Origin of the sequence: Methylobacterium sp. Leaf399, assembly GCF_001424525.1 — a bacterium.
GTDB lineage: Bacteria > Pseudomonadota > Alphaproteobacteria > Rhizobiales > Beijerinckiaceae > Methylobacterium.
This window is the reverse complement of record NZ_LMQK01000016.1, coordinates 1-15,469: the sequence shown is the minus strand read 5'-3', so window position 1 is coordinate 15,469 and position 15,469 is coordinate 1. Positions and strand designations below refer to the sequence as shown.

Below are 15,469 nucleotides of genomic sequence, written 5' to 3'. Positions count from 1 at the left end.
GGCTGTGAGGACACGTCGCCGTCATCGCGCCGTTCCACAAAGCCTCCACCCTGAGCCGACGCTGCTCAACGGCCGAGGAACGTCGTTGGAAACCGCTCGCCTCAGGTGCCTTCGGCCTGGTCCGGCTCGACGGCGAAGCGCTTCATCATCTCGGAGCGAACGTGCTCGCGAAAGACGCGCACGCGTGCCGGTAATTCCCGGCCAGCGAGGCTCACGGCCCGGAGCGCCCCACCCGCCGTCGCCCAAGGTGCGAGCACCCGTACGAGTGCCCCGTTCTCGACGGAGCCGGCCGCCACGGCGCTCGGCAGATGGCCGATGCCTGTCCCGGCCAGCGTCAGCCGGAGTACCGCGGCGAAGTCGCTCGCCCGGACGGCGGGGCTGAGCGCGACCTGTTCCGTCCGGCCCCGGCCGTCGCTGAGCATGATGCCCAGCGCCCCGGGCCGTTCGCGCGAGAGGATCAGGTCGTGCTCCGCCAGGGCCGCAAGGCTCGTCGGCGCCGGACGCCGCGCGAGGTAGTCCGGCGCCGCGTAGAGCCCGACCCAGAGACGCAGGATCAGCGCGGCCCTGTAGCCGGTCTCCTCCGCATCGCCCAGGCGCAGGGCGAGGTCGATCCGGTTGGCCGCGAGGTCGAGCCGCGCGTCCGTGTTGATCATATCGACTGTGATCTGCGGGTAGGCCCGGCGGAAGCTCGCGACGATCCCCGGCATCAGCTCGATGCCGAAATCGACCGAGGTCGTCACCCGGAGGTGACCCGCAGGAACGGTGCGGGCGTCACGCGCGGTCTCGGCCGCCTCGTCGAGGAGCGCGAGGCTCTCCTGCACCTTGGCATAGAAGGCCAGGCCCTCCGCGGTAGGCGACACAGCGCGGGGATGGCGGGCCACCAGGGTGGCGCCGAGCGCGGCCTCCAGCCGCGAGATGCGTCGGCTGAGGCTGCCCTTGGTCTCGCCCCGGCTCGCCGCGGCCGCCGTCACTGTACCGAGGTCGACCACCGCGCAGAAGGCGCGCAGGTCGTCCAATCCGCCACCGAAGGTTTCCGTTTTCGCAACCATGTGGTTCCGAATAGCAGGCTCAACCTCGGCCGCCAACGTGGGTATTCCAACGTCCTCGGCTCTCGCGGCCCTTCCCCCAGGTGGGGCGGGTCGCCCGTTTCAGTCCCGGAGACACCCGTGAAGTCCATCCTCATCCCCGGCCTCGCCCTGACCCTCGTCGCTACCCCGGTCCTGGCTCAGTCGCCGGCCACCCGCGACCCGGCGCAGATCCAGGCCGGCACCTACGCGGTCGACCCCGGTCATACCCAGGTCGGCTGGCGGGTGTCGCACATGGGCTTCTCGAACTATGCCGGCGGCTTCTCGGACGTGTCGGGCAGCCTCACCCTCGACCCGAAGAACCCCGCCGCCTCGAAGCTGTCGGTGAAGATCCCGGTCGCCTCGGTGACGACCACCAGCGCCAAGCTCACCGACGAGCTCAAGGGCGACCAGTGGCTCGACGCCGGGAAGTACCCGACCATGACCTTCGTCTCGACCAAGGTCGCGCCGGCCGGCAAGGACCACGCGAAGGTGACGGGTGACCTGACGCTCCACGGGGTGACCAAGCCGGTGACCCTCGACGTCACCCTGGTCGGCGCCGGCGCCAACCCGCTGAACAAGAAGTACACGGTCGGCTTCGAGGCCACCGGCACGCTCAAGCGCTCGGAGTTCGGCGTGAAGACCTACGTGCCGCTGATCGGCGACGAGCTGCACCTCACCATCGCGGGCGCCTTCGAGCGTCAGGACTGACCGACGGCTCGGAGGACGGCCATGGCAACCGGTGTGTCCGCGCGGCGGTACTCCGCCGTGGCTATCCTGCTGCACTGGGCGAGCGCGCTCGGCGTGCTCGCCATGATCGGCATGGGCCTGTTTATGACGCATGCGGGACTGGCGCCGATACGTCAGTTCCAGCTCTACCAGTGGCACAAGTCGGTCGGCATCACGGTGCTGGCCCTGACGGTCCTGCGGGTCCTCTGGCTCCTGACCCACCGGCCACCGCCGCACCCGGACGGGATGCCGGCGCGGGAGCGTGTGGCGGCCTCGACGGCGCACGGTCTGCTGTACCTGCTCCTCGTCGGGCTGCCCCTGACCGGCTGGGCCGTGGTGTCGCTGTCGCAGTTCAACATCCCGACTGTTCTCTATGGCCTCGTGCCCTGGCCGCACCTTCCCCTTGCCGCGTTCGTCCCGAACCCGGCGGCGGCGGAGGGCTTCCTCATGCTGGTGCACGCCTACGGGGCGTGGCTGCTGGCGGCGCTGCTCATCCTTCACGTGGCAGCCGTCCTGCGCCACCACTTCATCATCCACGACGACGTCCTGCGCCGCATGCTCCCGGCCCGTGCACCTTCGGCGCGGTCCGGGCCCCTGGAATCGAACCCATGAACACGCGACTCCTCTGCCTCGCGGTCGCCCTGTCGGCCGCCGCGGTTCCTGCGACCGCCGCCGAATGGGCGGTCGACCCAGCCAAGAGCACCATCAAGTTCTCCGGTGTGCAGGTCGGGGCGCCATTCACCGGGAGCTTCGAGCGCTTCCAGGCAAAGATCGACTTCGACCCGGCCAAGCCCGAGGCCGGGCACGCCGTCGTGTTGATCGACCTCGCCAGCGCTAGGACGGGCGACGTCCAGCGTGATGAGGCGCTTCCGCAGAAGGACTGGTTCGACGTGAAGGGCGCAAACCAAGCACGCTTCGAGGCGGCCCGCTTCATCGATAAGGGGCGCGGCGACTACGAGGCGGTCGGGACCCTGACGATCCGGGGCACAAGCCGGCCGCTCACGCTGCCCTTCCATCTCACGCACGACAAGGATCAGGCGCGGGCCACCGGCCACGTCGGCCTCGTCCGAACCGATTTCGGTGTCGGCCAGGGCCCGTGGGCATCGGGCCAGTGGGTCGGTCTCGATGTCGGGGTCGACATCGACCTCGCGGCCACGATCCAGCCCGCGCCCGCTAACCGCGGCTGACCGATTCCATAGCTCCGGAGCACTAGCATGACCCACGAAAGCGAACGCCTGGCAGGAGGTGCGCCCGGGACTGAGCAAGAGGGTGGGACCTCGCCGAACGTCCCGGTTTCACTGCTGGACACCGCGCCATACCGCGTCGGTAGCGTCGCCCTGGTCGTGCGAGACCTCGATGGCCTCGCCCGGTTCTATCGCGATACGCTCGGCCTCGCGACCATCTCGCGGAAATCCGATACGGTGCGCCTCGGGGTCGGGGCCACCGTCCTGCTGGAACTCCGGCACGATCCCGCTGCCCAACCCTGGAGCCCGCAGCAGGCGGGCCTCTTCCACACGGCCTTCCTGCTCCCGAGCTGCGGCCACCTGGGCGCCTGGCTCGCCTACGCGGCGGAGCGCAATATCCAACTCTCGGGCGCGGCCGACCACCTCGTCAGCGAGGCGGTCTACCTCAACGACCCTGAACGGAACGGCATCGAGGTGTACGTGGACCGTCCGAGTTCCGAGTGGCCGCGTGCGGAGGACGGCACTATCGTCATGAGGAACGACCGGCTCGACCATGCCGGGCTCCTGCGCGCCGCCCCAGCCCCCTGGAGGGGCATGCCGGCGGGCGGTCGCGTCGGACACGTCCATCTCCAGGTCGGGGCACTGGACGCCGCGGAGCGCTTCTACGCGGATCTGCTCGGGTTCGACGTGATGTGCCGCTACCCGGGCGCGACGTTCCTCGGGGCCGGTGGGTACCACCACCAACTCGCGACCAACATCTGGAACAGCCGGGGCTCTCAGGTGCGCCCTGCGGGCATGGCCGGTCTGGCCGAGGTCGAGCTCCAGATCGACACGAGGACGTTGGCTAAGGTTCGTGGGCGCTACCTGGAGGGCGGATTGGCGATGATCGATGACGACGGTGCCACCGTGCTTCACGACCCGTGGGGAACTCGGCTCCGCCTCGTGCCATCGAGCGTGTGAACGCGAACGGTCGCTTACTGGAGAAACCTCAGGACGGGAGTGCGACCCGAAAGGGACCCTTCTGGGGCGTCTACTCGGGGACGACCAGAGGCCGCTCCCGCCATGAGCCGAAAGTGCTGGATGGCAGACGAATGGCCGCTTCGAAGTAACTCAAACGACGTTCTTGGCGGCTGGGTTGGGTCGGGAACCGTCCATCCGCTCTACGACCGAGTTGGGTGGATTTCCGCAGGTCCGCTTTCGAGCGGCTGCGGCATCAGAGCCGACGTCGAGATAACGTTAGTCCAAGCCGCGACGCGGAGGCATCGCGGGCTGATGCAGAAAGTGTCCCGGCTCCGAGCCGGGACGCTTCGCTTGCCGGTTCAGTCGCTGAACCCGGCCAGGACGACCTTGCCCCTCGCCTTCCCGCTCTCGATGAGCGCGTGGGCGCGTGCCAGGTTGGCGGCGTCGATTGGACCTAAGGTCTCGGTCAACGTCGTGCGCAGCCGTCCCGCATCGATCAGGCGGGCGATCTCGGTCAGGATAGCGTGCTGCCGTTCCATATCGGCGGTCTGGAACAGCGAGCGGGTGAACATCAGCTCCCAGTGCAGCGACAGGCTCTTGGGCTTGAGCGGCATCACGTCCAGGGTCTCGGGGTCGTCGATCGGGCCGAGGCGTCCCTGCGGCGCGAGGAGCTCGATGATCTGCGGAAGATGCGCACCGGTCTGCGTCGTCGCGAACACGAACCCGGGCGCCCCGGGAAGACCGAGCGCCGCCACCTCGGTGGCGAGGGGCTTCGCATGGTCGATCACGTGGTGGGCGCCGAGGTCCCGGCACCATTGCGCCGTCTCGGGGCGGGAGGCCGTGGCGATCACGGTGAGGTCCGTGAGCTGCCGGGCGAGCTGGATCGCGATCGAGCCGACGCCGCCGGCGCCGCCGACGATCAGGATCGCGGGGGCGGCACCCGGCACGGGCTTGGAGACGTCGAGCCGGTCGAACAGCATCTCCCAGGCGGTCAGCGCGGTGAGCGGCAGCGCCGCAGCGGCGGCGAAATCGAGGGTGGCCGGCTTGGCACCGACTAGGCGCTCGTCCACGCATTGGAACGTGGCGTTGCTGCCCGGCCGGTCGAGCGCACCGGCGTAGAACACCACGTCGCCGGGCTTGAACAGGCGCGCCTCCGGTCCGACCGAGACCACGGTTCCGGCCGCATCCCAGCCGAGAATCTTCGGCTCGCAGCCCTGCTTGTAGGCGCCCTGGCGCACCTTGGTGTCGATCGGATTCACAGAGACGGCCTGCACGCGTACGAGCAGATCGCGCCCGGCCGGCACGGGATCGGGGAAGGTCGTGTCCACGAGCGCTCTAGGCGCATCGATCGGTGAGCCTTCGGTGTAGGTGACGGCGCGCATGGGTGTCTCCCGGGATGTCGCGACGGGCGGCCTCGGGCCGCCGTCCCAGACCGTCTAATAGCGTGCCGCTTCCTTTGGCGCAGCAACGTGACGCGCACATCACGCCCGTGCTGCTAAGACAGTGAGGCAGTGGCGGAATGTCGACCCGAACGAATTTCGAGATCGGCAATTTAGCGACCTCAAATCTAGACGTCGATATGCACCCTTGCCTCATCTGCAGCAGAGCTAAGCTGACATGAGGACAGGGCCTCCTGGACGGGCCACCCCGCGCGTCCGCGCCGAAGCCGGTGGGAGCGCAGGCGGTGAACCGCGCGTAAGCACTCCGAGTGGCCGACGAATGGCCGCTTAGCGGTTGTGCTGACGGCGGTTTGGACGACCGGCTTGGGTCGACACCCGCTTGGCCACTCTACGGCGGGGTCGGGTGGTTTTGCGACGATCTGCTTTCGGATCACGATACGGATAAGCAGACATTCGGCGAGAGGCGATTTGCTCAAAAGGGGATCTGACCCATTTCGAACGGCCGAATGGCCTTTGATGCTCGCCTTCCCCGAAAGCCAGCCTGCGCCACGTCGACCTCCCACGGATCGCGCATACCGAATGGCAATTATTGCAAGTCGATTGGCATGACGCGCTAGTTCGAAGACGATGCAAACCGTCGATGTCTTGGTTGATCGCCCCGGGCACTTCGGAGGCGGCATCCATGGCTCAGACACGAACGGACCCATTCATGACCGACAAGATCGCGCTCATCACCGGTGGAGCGACCGGAATCGGCAAGGCGACGGCGCTGATCCTCGCGCGTCGCGGCGTCAAAGTCGTGCTCACCGGCCGTCGCGATGACCGCGGACGCCAGGCCGTCCAGGAGATCGAGGCCGCCGGTGGCGAGGCCTCCTTCGTCACCTGCGACGTGGACAGCGAGGAGGCCGTCGGCCGGACCATCGCGGACATCGTCTCCCGCTACGGCAGGCTCGACCTCGCGGTGAACAACGCGGGTATTTCGAACGAGAACAAGACCATCGGCGCTTCGGACACCGAGGCCTTCAACGGCATGCTGCAGACCAACGTCCTGGGCCTGTACTTCTGCATGAAGCAGGAGATCCATCAGATGGAGCGACAGGGCGGTGGCGCCATCGTGAACCTGGCGTCCATCGCCGGCCTGAACGGCATTCCCTGGGCCGGCACCTACGCCGCGACCAAGCATGCGGTGGTCGGACTGACGAAGTCCGGCGCCCTCGACTACGCAACCAAGAACATCCGCATCAACGCCGTCGCGCCCGGAGCCATCAAGACCGACTTGATCGAGAAGCAGATCGAGCTCGGGCAGTACGACGAGACGATGATCTCCGGCATGCACCCGATGGGCCGGATGGGCCGTCCCGAGGAGATCGCCAACGGTATCGTTTGGCTGCTCTCCGACGAGGCGTCCTTCGTCACCGGGCACGTCTTGAACATCGATGGCGGCTTCCAGGCCAAGTAGGGAAACCTGAGATGGCGTCGTGTCCCCCCGACCGATTCAAGGTCGCCCCGGCCTTCTGGCAAGGGCTCGACGCCGTCGGGCTCACCCCGACCGCGGTACTACGACATGCGCGGCTTCCGGCGACCCTCGCCGCCGATGCCCGCGCGCAGGTCACCACAGCGCAATACTTCTCGCTGTGGCGATCCTTGCAGGCGCTGTCGTCGGATTCCGGCGTCGGGTTGAGGTTGGTGACCGGCATGGAGCCTGGCACCCTACCGCCGGCCTTCCTCGCCGCGTACTACGCGCGCGACCTCCGCGATGCACTCACGCGGGTCGCCCGCTTCAAGGCACTGTGCTCGCCCGAGGAGATGATCCTGGAAGAGGACGGCGACACATTCAGCATCACTCTCGCCTGGCCGCTCGCCAGCGAGGAGGCGCCGCCTGTGCTCATCGACGCGGCCTTCGCCGCGTTCGTCGAGCTCGGGCGACGTGGGACGGGCCGGGATATCCGGCCCCGTCGCCTCGAACTGTCGGGGACCGGCCGGGACGTGGCTCGGCATGCGGAATACCTCGGCTGTCCTGTGGTGCAGGGCGCGGACCGGAGCGTGCTCGTCCTGAACCGGTCGGACCTCGATGTGGCGATGGTCTCGCACAATCCCGAGATGCTCGACGTGCTCGACCCTCATCTCGCACGTCAGAGGCAGGAGCACCTGTCCAAAGTCTCGATCACTGAGCAGGTGAAGTGGGTGCTGAAGCGGCTCCTGGCCGGTCAGGCGCCCGACGTCGGCGCGGTGGCGCAGGAACTGGGATTGACCGCCCGAACCCTTCAGCGGCGCATCACCGAGGAGGGCGGCAGCTTCCGACAAATCCTCGCCGACGTTCGCCGGGAGCTGGTGCGCCAATACCTCGCCGATCCCGCCCTCGACATGAACGAGGTCGCCTACCTGCTCGGCTACGACGACACGAACTCGTTCTACCGCGCCTTCCGGAGCCTGGAGGGCACGACGCCGGCGCGCTGGCGCTCCCTGCACTAGGATCGGCCCCATGAGAATCCTGCTGTTCGGCGCCACCGGCATGGTCGGTGCGGGCGTCCTACGCGAATGCCTGCTCGCCTCCGACGTGACCGAGGTCAGGGCGGTCGGACGCACCCCGACCGGACGCGCGCATCCCAAGCTGCACGAGACCATCGTCCAGGACCTATTCGATCCCGGACCGACGGCATGGCGGGAGATGATGGGATACGACGCCTGCTTCTTCTGCCTCGGGGTGACGTCCTCCGGCCTGACCGAGGCCGAGTACGTCCGGCTGACCCACGACCTGACGCTGGCCGTGGCGGAGAGGATGGCCCTGCTCGATCCCGACATGACCTTCGTATACGTGTCCGGGGCCGGCACTGATGGTGGCGGACGCGGGCGGAGCATGTGGGCGCGTGTCAAGGGACGCACCGAGAATGCGCTGCAAGCGTTGCCGTTCGCGGGGGCTTTCATGTTCCGGCCGGCCGTGATCCTGCCGATGCACGGCGAACGTTCGAAGACCACGTCCTACCGTCTTCTCTACCGGTTGGCCGGCCCGGTGCTGCATCTGCTGCGCCGCATCGCCCCCTCGCAACTCCTGACAACCGAGGTGATCGGCCGCGCCATGCTCGCCGTCGCGCGCCGCGGCCAGGGCCGTGCGGTCATGGAAGCTTCCGATATCTACAGGGCGGCCACGGCCGCCGTCCCATCGATCCACGGGTGACCCATGACAGACTCCGTCAGCGCGATTGCCATACCGTCTTGGAAACGGATCGTGGCGGCGACGTTCGCCGTCCAATCTCCGGCTTCAGCGGGAAGCGGAAGCGGTCTCGAATGATCCTCGCCAGCGGGACGATCTCCGAGCGAGGGCAGGTCTCGTCGCCATCGGAGCATCCATGATGTTTTCGGCGCGCGAACCTACGACGAGCTTTGCTGCGACGTCTCCAGAGTTCGACCGGGATGCTTCAGTGCGGTGGTCCGGAATGGTCGAGGGCGGTGCAACCGAAGAGTAACGACCGTCAGCACTTTCTATTTAAGCCACCGGATATCTTTCCAATGAAGCATTATGGGCTGGACGAGGGTAAAGCGTTCCCCCGTATGGTCGAGCTTACATTTCGCATGTTTGATCGGCGGTACGAAGAGCGTCCGCTTTGGAGAATGCGATTGAATGCCCGCTATGACGAGCTTGGGTCGGATGCGGAACGTCCGCTTCGGTCGAAAAGCTTAGCTCTCCTCGCCACCAACTAAGAAAGTTCCAGACGAGTACAATGTGATAGGGCCCCGGCGCCGTTAGACGGTTGGCCCTCCCAGTGCCGCCTGATGGCGTCGGCCAGGAGCCTCAGCCCGGTCGGGACCTGCCGGCGTCCCGAGTAGTATAGGAAGAAGCCGGGACCATCCGAACACCAGTCCGGCAGGACGATCTCAAGCCGCCCCTCCGCGACGTGGTCGGCGACCCGCGCCTCCAGGCAGTAGAACAGACCGAATCCCGCCAGCGCCGCCTCGACCGAGACGTTGGTCTCGTTCGCCACCATGGTGCCGGGCACGTCGATGGCCCGATGGTCACCGGCCCTGTCGAACTCCCACCGGTAGACCTCGCCTGTGCCCAGGCGGATGCACACGCAGGAATGCCGCATCAGGTCCTCGGGCACCTCGGGCCGTCCGCGGGCCTGCAGGTAGCTTGGCGAGCCCACGACCACCCAGCGCAGATCCGGGGTGAGCCGCTGCGCGATCATCTCCTCGGGCACGGTGCCGCCGTAGCGGATGCCCGCGTCGAAGCCCGAGGCCACTACGTCGATGACCCGGTCGTCGACGTCGACCTCGACCTCCAGGTCCGGGAACTCCATCAGGAGCCGGGGCAGGACCGGATCGATCAGCAGGCGGGCGGCATCGCGCGGCACGCTGAGGCGAACCCGGCCCGCGGGCGTCTCGCGGAACCGGTTCAGCCCGTCGAGGGCTTCGCCGATGCGCCGGAAGCCCTGGTCGAGTTCCTCGAACAGGGCGAGGCCCGCCGCCGTGGGCACGACCGACCGGCTCGTGCGGTTCAGCAGTCGCACGCCGAGCCGGTTCTCCAGACCCTTCATCGTGTGGCTCAGGGCCGACGCGGTCAGGCCGAGCTCGGCCGCCGACTTGCGGAAGCTCCGGTTCCTGGCGATGGCCATGAAGACGTTGAGGTCGACGAGGTCCGCCTTCGTGAAGGCCACGCGCGCTGCTCCGGGGTTGCGCGACGTTCGTGCCCCCGAACCGTATCCGGTTCAACGTTCGATCCGCCTCAGCCTTGCATGAACTGTGCGCAACGGTCCCGCGGTCGGCCCTAGTGAGCCGATCCGGCTTCCATCCAGCGTTCGAAGCGATCCTTCCAGTCCGGATGCCACCGCGACAGGGCTGGCCGGTTTTCGATCATGTCGTCCGCCGACCAGCGGATGCGGAGCGCGTCCACCTCATGGGTGACCTCGTTGTCCGGGCAGAGGATGTAGAAGTCGCCGGCCGAAAACCGTTCGGCGAAGCGCTCGACGACCTGATCGGCGGTCCAGGCCGACGGCGGCTTCTCCGGTGGCCGCCCGGCCGCGTTCATCGGCGTCCAGGTGAAGCCCGGGACCAGCAGGTGGGCGGTGACCCGACCGGCGGACGCCTGCCTGAGTTCGTGCGCGAGTTGTTCCGTCAGCACCCTGACGCCGGCCTTGGCGACCGCGTAGGCCGCGTTGCCGGGCGGCGTGGTGATGCCCTCCTTTGATCCGAGGTTCACGATGGCCGCGGGTCGGTCGGCCGCCAGCATGGTCGGGACGAACAGGTGCTGGGCGGTCAGCACGCCTCCGAAATTGACGTCGAGCTGCCGTCGCCACGCGGAGGGGTCGCCCCATGGGCCGGCACCCGCGGTGATGCCGGCGTTGTTCATCAGCAGGTCGACCGCGCCGTACGCCTCGTAGGCGGTCCCGTGAAATCGCCGGAGGTCGTCGGGATCGGCGACGTCGCCGACCACGGTCCGCACGTCGGCATCGAGCGTGGCGGCGTGGGCGGCCAGGGCGTCGCCGTCACGGTCGAACAGGCAGAGGCGCATGCCCTCGGATGCGAACCGACGCGCGGCCGCAGCCCCGATGCCGGCGGCGGCACCGGTCACCACCGCCACCCGACCGGCCGAAAGAATCGTGCTCGTCATGGTTTTCTCCCCAAATGCGGTGGCGCTCAACGGCCGGCGACGGCGTAGCGAAGGTGAACGCCGCCGCCGCGACGGACCTCGCACGAGCTCAAGGTGAGGCTGACCGCATCGGCCAGTCCCTCGTCCCCGCCCTCGAAGATCGTCCGCCCCCCGGAACGGCCATCGATTGCCGGGAACACCACCAGGCTGATCTCGTCGACGAGCCCGGCGCGGAGGAACGCCCCGTTCATGCCGCCCCCGCCCTCAAGCAACAGGCGCTTGATGCCGAGCTCGCGGCCGAGCGTGTCCAGCATGCCGGCGAGGTCGAGGCTCGATCCGGTCGCGACCACGTAGGAGATGCCATCGGCCGCGAGCTCGGCAAGTTGCGCGTCGAGGACGTCGGGGCCGAGCGCCACCACGACGTGGTCTCCCTCGATGTCAGGAGCCGTCCAATGGAGCTTGCCGTGCGGATCGACGGCGATGGCGTATCCCTCGGCCTCGCGCCCTGCGAAATGGTGCGGCCTCGCAGGCTTGTCGAAGCTCGCGGGCGGGTGGGGCTCGCCGGTGGCGAACTCCTCCATGGTCACCCGGCCGGCGAGCCAGGCATCCCCTTCGAGGCTGTCGTGCACCCGCTCGTACTCGGCGACGCGTTCGTCGAAGCCGCCCTGGGGCGACCCGCTCCAGTCCGCGACCGCGAGGCGACCGTCGAGGGGGCTCATCATGTGGCAGATGACATGCGGTTTCATGGGAGATCCTCGGTCAGCGATCCGCGGCGGCGGCCGGGATGCCGGCCGCCCTGGGGATCGTGGGGATTCAAGTGGGTCCGGACGGGGGCCCGGGCTCAGGAAAGGCCGGAACCGGGCTCGGCCCCGCCGGAATGGGCCGCGGCCTTGGCGGTGTCGGGCAGGATGTTGTTCAGCACCCGGCCGATGAACTTCGAGCCGGGCTTGCCGGCGACCACCCGGTCCTTGCCGGCCTTCATCGCCTCGTAGCCCTCGTGGGCGACCTTGGTCGGCGCGGCCTTCTCTCCGAGCCCGAGCTTGGTCGTGTCCATGCCGGCGCGATGCCAGAAGTTCGTGTCGACCTCGCCCGGCAGCAGCAGCGTGAACACGACGCCGCTGTCCTTGACCTCCTCCTTCACCGCCTCGACGAAGGAGATCAGGAAGGCCTTGGTGCCGCCGTAGACCGCCTCGTACGGCGTCGGCATCGTGCCGGAGATCGAGGCCGTGTAGAGCAGCCGGCCCGCGCCGCGCGCCACCATGTCCGGCAGCAGCCGTTTGGTCAGGTGGACCTGCGAGACCACGTTGAGGGCGATCATCTTGAGTTCGGCCGCGAGGTCGGTGCCGCCGACGAAGTAGCCGCCGACATCGACGCCGGCGTTGAGGGCCGCGGCCGCCAGCGGACGACCCGTATCGGCGACCGCCTGGGCGAGGGCCTCGACGCCATCGTACTCGGTGAGGTCGGCCTTCACGACGATGGCCTCGACGCCGGTCGCGCGGACCGCGTCGGCGGTCCGGTCCAGGCCGTCGTTCTGGCCGCTCGCCGTGATGATGACGTCGTGGCCGTCGGCCGCGAACAGGCGGGCGAGCTCGTAGCCGATGCCGCTGGATGCGCCGGTGACGAGCGCGAGGGGGCGATGGTCGTGGGTCATGTCGGTCTCCGGTTCAGGGACAGCCGAGGGCGTCGGCGGCTTCGGTGAGGCTCTCGACCTCGACGTCCCAGCGCTCGGCGGGGGCGAGGTCGGTGGACTGGGCTGGGCCATGCTCGTGCGGCCGGCGCACGAACACCGTTTGTCAAACAGCGTTGAACATTGACCCTGGATCGGCGTCGAACTTTGACCCCCCGGATGGGTATGGCGGGACGCTCCTGATCAGCCCGGCGAAGCGGGTCGGGGTGGCGCAGCCGGGCTGATCAGGGGTCCAGCAGGCGGGACGTGTGCGCTGGCTTCAGGCGCGGTTTTTGAAGCGCCAACTCTCGTTGCCGGTCTCGACGATCTCGCAGTGGTGGGTGAGCCGGTCGAGCAGCGCCGTGGTCATCTTAGCATCGCCGGCGAACACACTCGGCCATTCCCCGAAGGCGAGGTTGGTGGTGACCACGATCGAGGTGGTCTCGTAGAGCTTGCTGATCAGGTGGAATAGGAGCTGGCCGCCCGACTGCGCGAACGGCAGGTAGCCGAGTTCATCGAGCACCACGAAGTCGAGTCGGGCGAGATGGTCGGCGATGCGGCCCTGCCGGCCAGCGCGCGCCTCTGCTTCGAGCCGGTTGACGAGGTCGACGACGTTGTAGAACCGGCCCCGCGCGCCATCCCGGATGCAGGCCCGTGCGATGGCGATGGCCAGATGGGTCTTGCCGGTACCGGTGCCGCCGACGAGCACGACGTTGCGCTGATGCGCCAGGAACTCGCCGCCGGCGAGATCGCGCACCAAACCCTCGTTGATCGGGGTGCCGTCGAAGGCGAACTCGGCGATGTCCTTAGCCAGGGGCAGTTTGGCGATCGTCATCTGGTAGCGGATCGAGCGCGCCTGCTTTTCGGAGATCTCGGCCTGGAGCAGGTCGCCGACGATCTGCTGCGGCTCGTGGATGCGTTTGAGCGCGACCTTGATGATCTCGTCGTAAGCGGCCTTCATCCCGAAGAGCTTCAACTCGCCCATGGTGGCGAGGATGTGCTGGCGTTCCATCATGGGGGGCTCCTCAGGCTGTCGTAGCGGGCGCAATCCGCGACCGGCTCGTGGCGCAGGCGCAGGCTCTCGGGCGTCAGGATGGTGACGGGCGCGGTCGGCTCGCGCTGCCGGGCGAGGATGTTGAGGACGACGTCGGCCGAGTGGACGCCCTCGCGCAGCGCCTCGGCACAGGCCGCCTCTACGGCTGGCAACCCGTCGCCGAGCACGGCGGTGAGGATCTCCACCATCTGCCGGTCACCTCCGGCACTGCCAGCGAGCTTGCGTCGGACCCGGTCAAGGGCGGGAGGCAACACCCAGTCCTTGAACGGTGCGCCGTTCCGGAGCGCGCCGGGCTTGCGGGCGAGCACGGGGACATAGTGCCAGGGATCGAACACGGTCTGATCCCGCCCGAAGGCGCGCTCATGCTCGGCGACGACGCGCCCGTCCTGCCGGATCTCGACGCGCTCGGCGTAGGCCCGCACCTCGACCGGCCGGCCGATGGCGGAGGCCATGACCGAGTAGCGGTTGTTGTCGAAGCGCACGAGGCAGGTCGTGGACACCGAAGCGGTGACGGCATGAAAGCCGTCGAAGCGGCCGACATAGGGGACGAGGGCAGCCCGCTCGGCCTCGAACCGCTCCCAGACGGTGCGCTCGCGCTCCTCAGGATGGGGATGGGTCTTGGCGTAGGCGATCACCCCATCGAGCAGGAGCGCGTTCAGCTCCTCGTAGCTTTTCACCCGGACACGCGGGGTGAAGAAGCGCTCGCGCACCAGCCCGACCTGGTTCTCGACCTGCCCCTTCTCCCAGCCCGAGGCCGGCGTGCAGGCGACCGGATCGACGAGGTAGTGTGAGCACATCTGCAGGAAGCGACGGTTGTAGGCGCGCTCGCGCCCGACGAAGATCGTCTCCACCGCGGTCTTCATGTTGTCGTAGATGCCGCGCTGGCAGGTGCCGCGGAAGAACGCGAACGCCCGGTCGTGAGCGTCGAACACCATCTCCTGGCTCTCGCGCGGATAGGCCCGCACGAACAGCATGCGCGAGTGGCAGAGGCGGACGTGGGCGACCTTGACCGTGACGGTCGTGCCGCCGATCAGCACGATCTCGTGGCTCCAGTCGAACTGGTAGGCCTCGCCCGGGGCGAAGATGAGCGGCACGAAGGCCTGAGCCGTGACCGAAGCGCGCTCACGCTTCCAGATTTTGGCATAGCGCCGAACGGCATCGTAGCCGCCCTCGTAGCCGAGCCCGCGCAGCGCCTCGTAGTTTCGGATCAGCNGCCTGAGCCGTGACCGAAGCGCGCTCACGCTTCCAGATTTTGGCATAGCGCCGAACGGCATCGTAGCCGCCCTCGTAGCCGAGCCCGCGCAGCGCCTCGTAGATCCGGATCAGCGTCAGCCGCTCGCGGGCGGACTTGCCGGCGTTGGTGGTCAGCATCCGATCGAGATCGTCGCGCCACGGTCCGAGCTTGGGCAGCGGCTGCACTTCGCGCTCGTAGGCGAAGGTGGGCGGACTTGCCGGCGTTGGTGGTCAGCATCCGATCGAGATCGTCGCGCCACGGTCCGAGCTTGGGCAGCGGCTGCACTTCGCGCTCGTAGGCGAAGGTGGTGGCCCCCGACCGGATGACCTTCCGGACCGTGTTGCGGGAGACGTGCAGGTCGCGGACGATGTCCTTGATCGCGCGGCCGCGGGTGAAGAACTCGCGCCGGATGCGCGCAATCGTGTCCACGCCCTTCATCCCCCTACACCACCCTTCCGGCCGTACCGGAGAGCAGTCTGCGAGAACGAGGTTATACCAAGCCTCGCTGAGCAGGACTCACGCGGGGTAGCGTCAGCATCTCGGTCGTGATTCCTTCCTTGGGTTTGGAGCCTGAGGAGGATGCGATGGCTGCTC

General features: G+C 68.1%; 15 protein-coding genes and 1 pseudogene. 7 read left to right on the top strand and 9 right to left on the bottom strand.

Annotated elements, in window-relative coordinates:
- Positions 1 to 101 precede the first annotated feature (101 nt).
- Complete coding sequence (locus ASG40_RS10905) at positions 102 to 1,049, bottom strand: LysR family transcriptional regulator (RefSeq protein WP_055885172.1); 948 nt, start codon at positions 1,047 to 1,049, stop codon at positions 102 to 104.
- Positions 1,050 to 1,166: 117 nt separating this feature from the next.
- Here ASG40_RS10905 and ASG40_RS10900 point away from each other — a divergent pair, with 117 nt between their 5' ends.
- The 4 genes from ASG40_RS10900 to ASG40_RS10885 are packed head-to-tail and all read left to right on the top strand — an operon-like array spanning position 1,167 to position 3,937.
- Positions 1,167 to 1,775: a YceI family protein gene (locus ASG40_RS10900; RefSeq protein ID WP_055885169.1), complete on the top strand. Its 609-nt coding sequence runs from the start codon at positions 1,167 to 1,169 to the stop codon at positions 1,773 to 1,775.
- Between the two features lie 21 nt (positions 1,776 to 1,796).
- Positions 1,797 to 2,405, top strand: a complete 609-nt coding sequence (locus ASG40_RS10895; protein WP_055885166.1) for a cytochrome b — start codon at positions 1,797 to 1,799, stop codon at positions 2,403 to 2,405.
- A complete protein-coding gene (locus ASG40_RS10890) occupies positions 2,402 to 2,980 on the top strand; it encodes a YceI family protein (RefSeq protein ID WP_055885162.1) in 579 nt (192 codons plus the stop codon). Before ASG40_RS10895 ends, ASG40_RS10890 begins: the two co-directional genes overlap by 4 nt.
- A 27-nt stretch (positions 2,981 to 3,007) precedes the next feature.
- Positions 3,008 to 3,937 carry a VOC family protein gene (locus ASG40_RS10885; RefSeq protein ID WP_055885159.1) on the top strand — a complete coding sequence of 310 codons (930 nt, stop codon included), beginning with the start codon at positions 3,008 to 3,010 and terminating at the stop codon, positions 3,935 to 3,937.
- A gap of 359 nt (positions 3,938 to 4,296) precedes the next feature.
- On the opposite strand, the gene ASG40_RS10880 is transcribed toward ASG40_RS10885, so the two are convergent.
- Entirely contained in the window at positions 4,297 to 5,319 is a 1,023-nt protein-coding gene (locus tag ASG40_RS10880) for a zinc-binding alcohol dehydrogenase family protein (protein WP_055885152.1), read from the bottom strand.
- Positions 5,320 to 6,046: 727 nt separating this feature from the next.
- On the opposite strand from ASG40_RS10880, the gene ASG40_RS10875 reads away from it, so the two are divergent.
- Genes ASG40_RS10875 through ASG40_RS10865 form a run of 3 tightly spaced genes read left to right on the top strand, consistent with a single transcriptional unit; the run spans position 6,047 to position 8,512 of the window.
- Positions 6,047 to 6,796, top strand: coding sequence for an SDR family NAD(P)-dependent oxidoreductase (locus tag ASG40_RS10875; RefSeq protein ID WP_055885148.1), 750 nt, complete (start codon positions 6,047 to 6,049; stop codon positions 6,794 to 6,796).
- Positions 6,797 to 6,807: 11 nt separating this feature from the next.
- Positions 6,808 to 7,809 carry an AraC family transcriptional regulator gene (locus ASG40_RS10870; RefSeq protein WP_055885144.1) on the top strand — a complete coding sequence of 334 codons (1,002 nt, stop codon included), beginning with the start codon at positions 6,808 to 6,810 and terminating at the stop codon, positions 7,807 to 7,809.
- A gap of 10 nt (positions 7,810 to 7,819) precedes the next feature.
- Complete coding sequence (locus ASG40_RS10865; RefSeq protein WP_055885140.1) at positions 7,820 to 8,512, top strand: epimerase; 693 nt, start codon at positions 7,820 to 7,822, stop codon at positions 8,510 to 8,512.
- Between the two features lie 520 nt (positions 8,513 to 9,032).
- Here ASG40_RS10865 and ASG40_RS10860 read toward each other — a convergent pair.
- From ASG40_RS10860 to ASG40_RS22550, 7 genes and pseudogenes are all read right to left on the bottom strand, one after another.
- Entirely contained in the window at positions 9,033 to 9,989 is a 957-nt protein-coding gene (locus tag ASG40_RS10860; RefSeq protein ID WP_200944248.1) for a LysR family transcriptional regulator, read from the bottom strand.
- Between the two features lie 110 nt (positions 9,990 to 10,099).
- Entirely contained in the window at positions 10,100 to 10,942 is an 843-nt protein-coding gene (locus ASG40_RS10855) for an SDR family NAD(P)-dependent oxidoreductase (RefSeq protein WP_055885134.1), read from the bottom strand.
- A gap of 26 nt (positions 10,943 to 10,968) precedes the next feature.
- Positions 10,969 to 11,667, bottom strand: coding sequence for a RibD family protein (locus tag ASG40_RS10850; protein ID WP_055885130.1), 699 nt, complete (start codon positions 11,665 to 11,667; stop codon positions 10,969 to 10,971).
- 95 nt (positions 11,668 to 11,762) lie between these two features.
- Complete coding sequence (locus tag ASG40_RS10845; RefSeq protein ID WP_055885127.1) at positions 11,763 to 12,572, bottom strand: SDR family NAD(P)-dependent oxidoreductase; 810 nt, start codon at positions 12,570 to 12,572, stop codon at positions 11,763 to 11,765.
- 295 nt (positions 12,573 to 12,867) lie between these two features.
- Positions 12,868 to 13,602 carry an IS21-like element helper ATPase IstB gene (gene istB / locus ASG40_RS10840; protein ID WP_274533828.1) on the bottom strand — a complete coding sequence of 245 codons (735 nt, stop codon included), beginning with the start codon at positions 13,600 to 13,602 and terminating at the stop codon, positions 12,868 to 12,870.
- On the bottom strand, positions 13,599 to 14,852 hold the full coding sequence (gene istA, locus ASG40_RS10835) for an IS21 family transposase (RefSeq protein ID WP_443136605.1): 1,254 nt from the start codon (positions 14,850 to 14,852) through the stop codon (positions 13,599 to 13,601). Before istA ends, istB begins: the two co-directional genes overlap by 4 nt.
- 2 nt (positions 14,853 to 14,854) lie before the next feature.
- Positions 14,855 to 15,313, bottom strand: a pseudogene (locus ASG40_RS22550) (hypothetical protein); the annotation flags it as partial.
- Between the last annotated feature and the right edge of the window lie 156 nt (positions 15,314 to 15,469).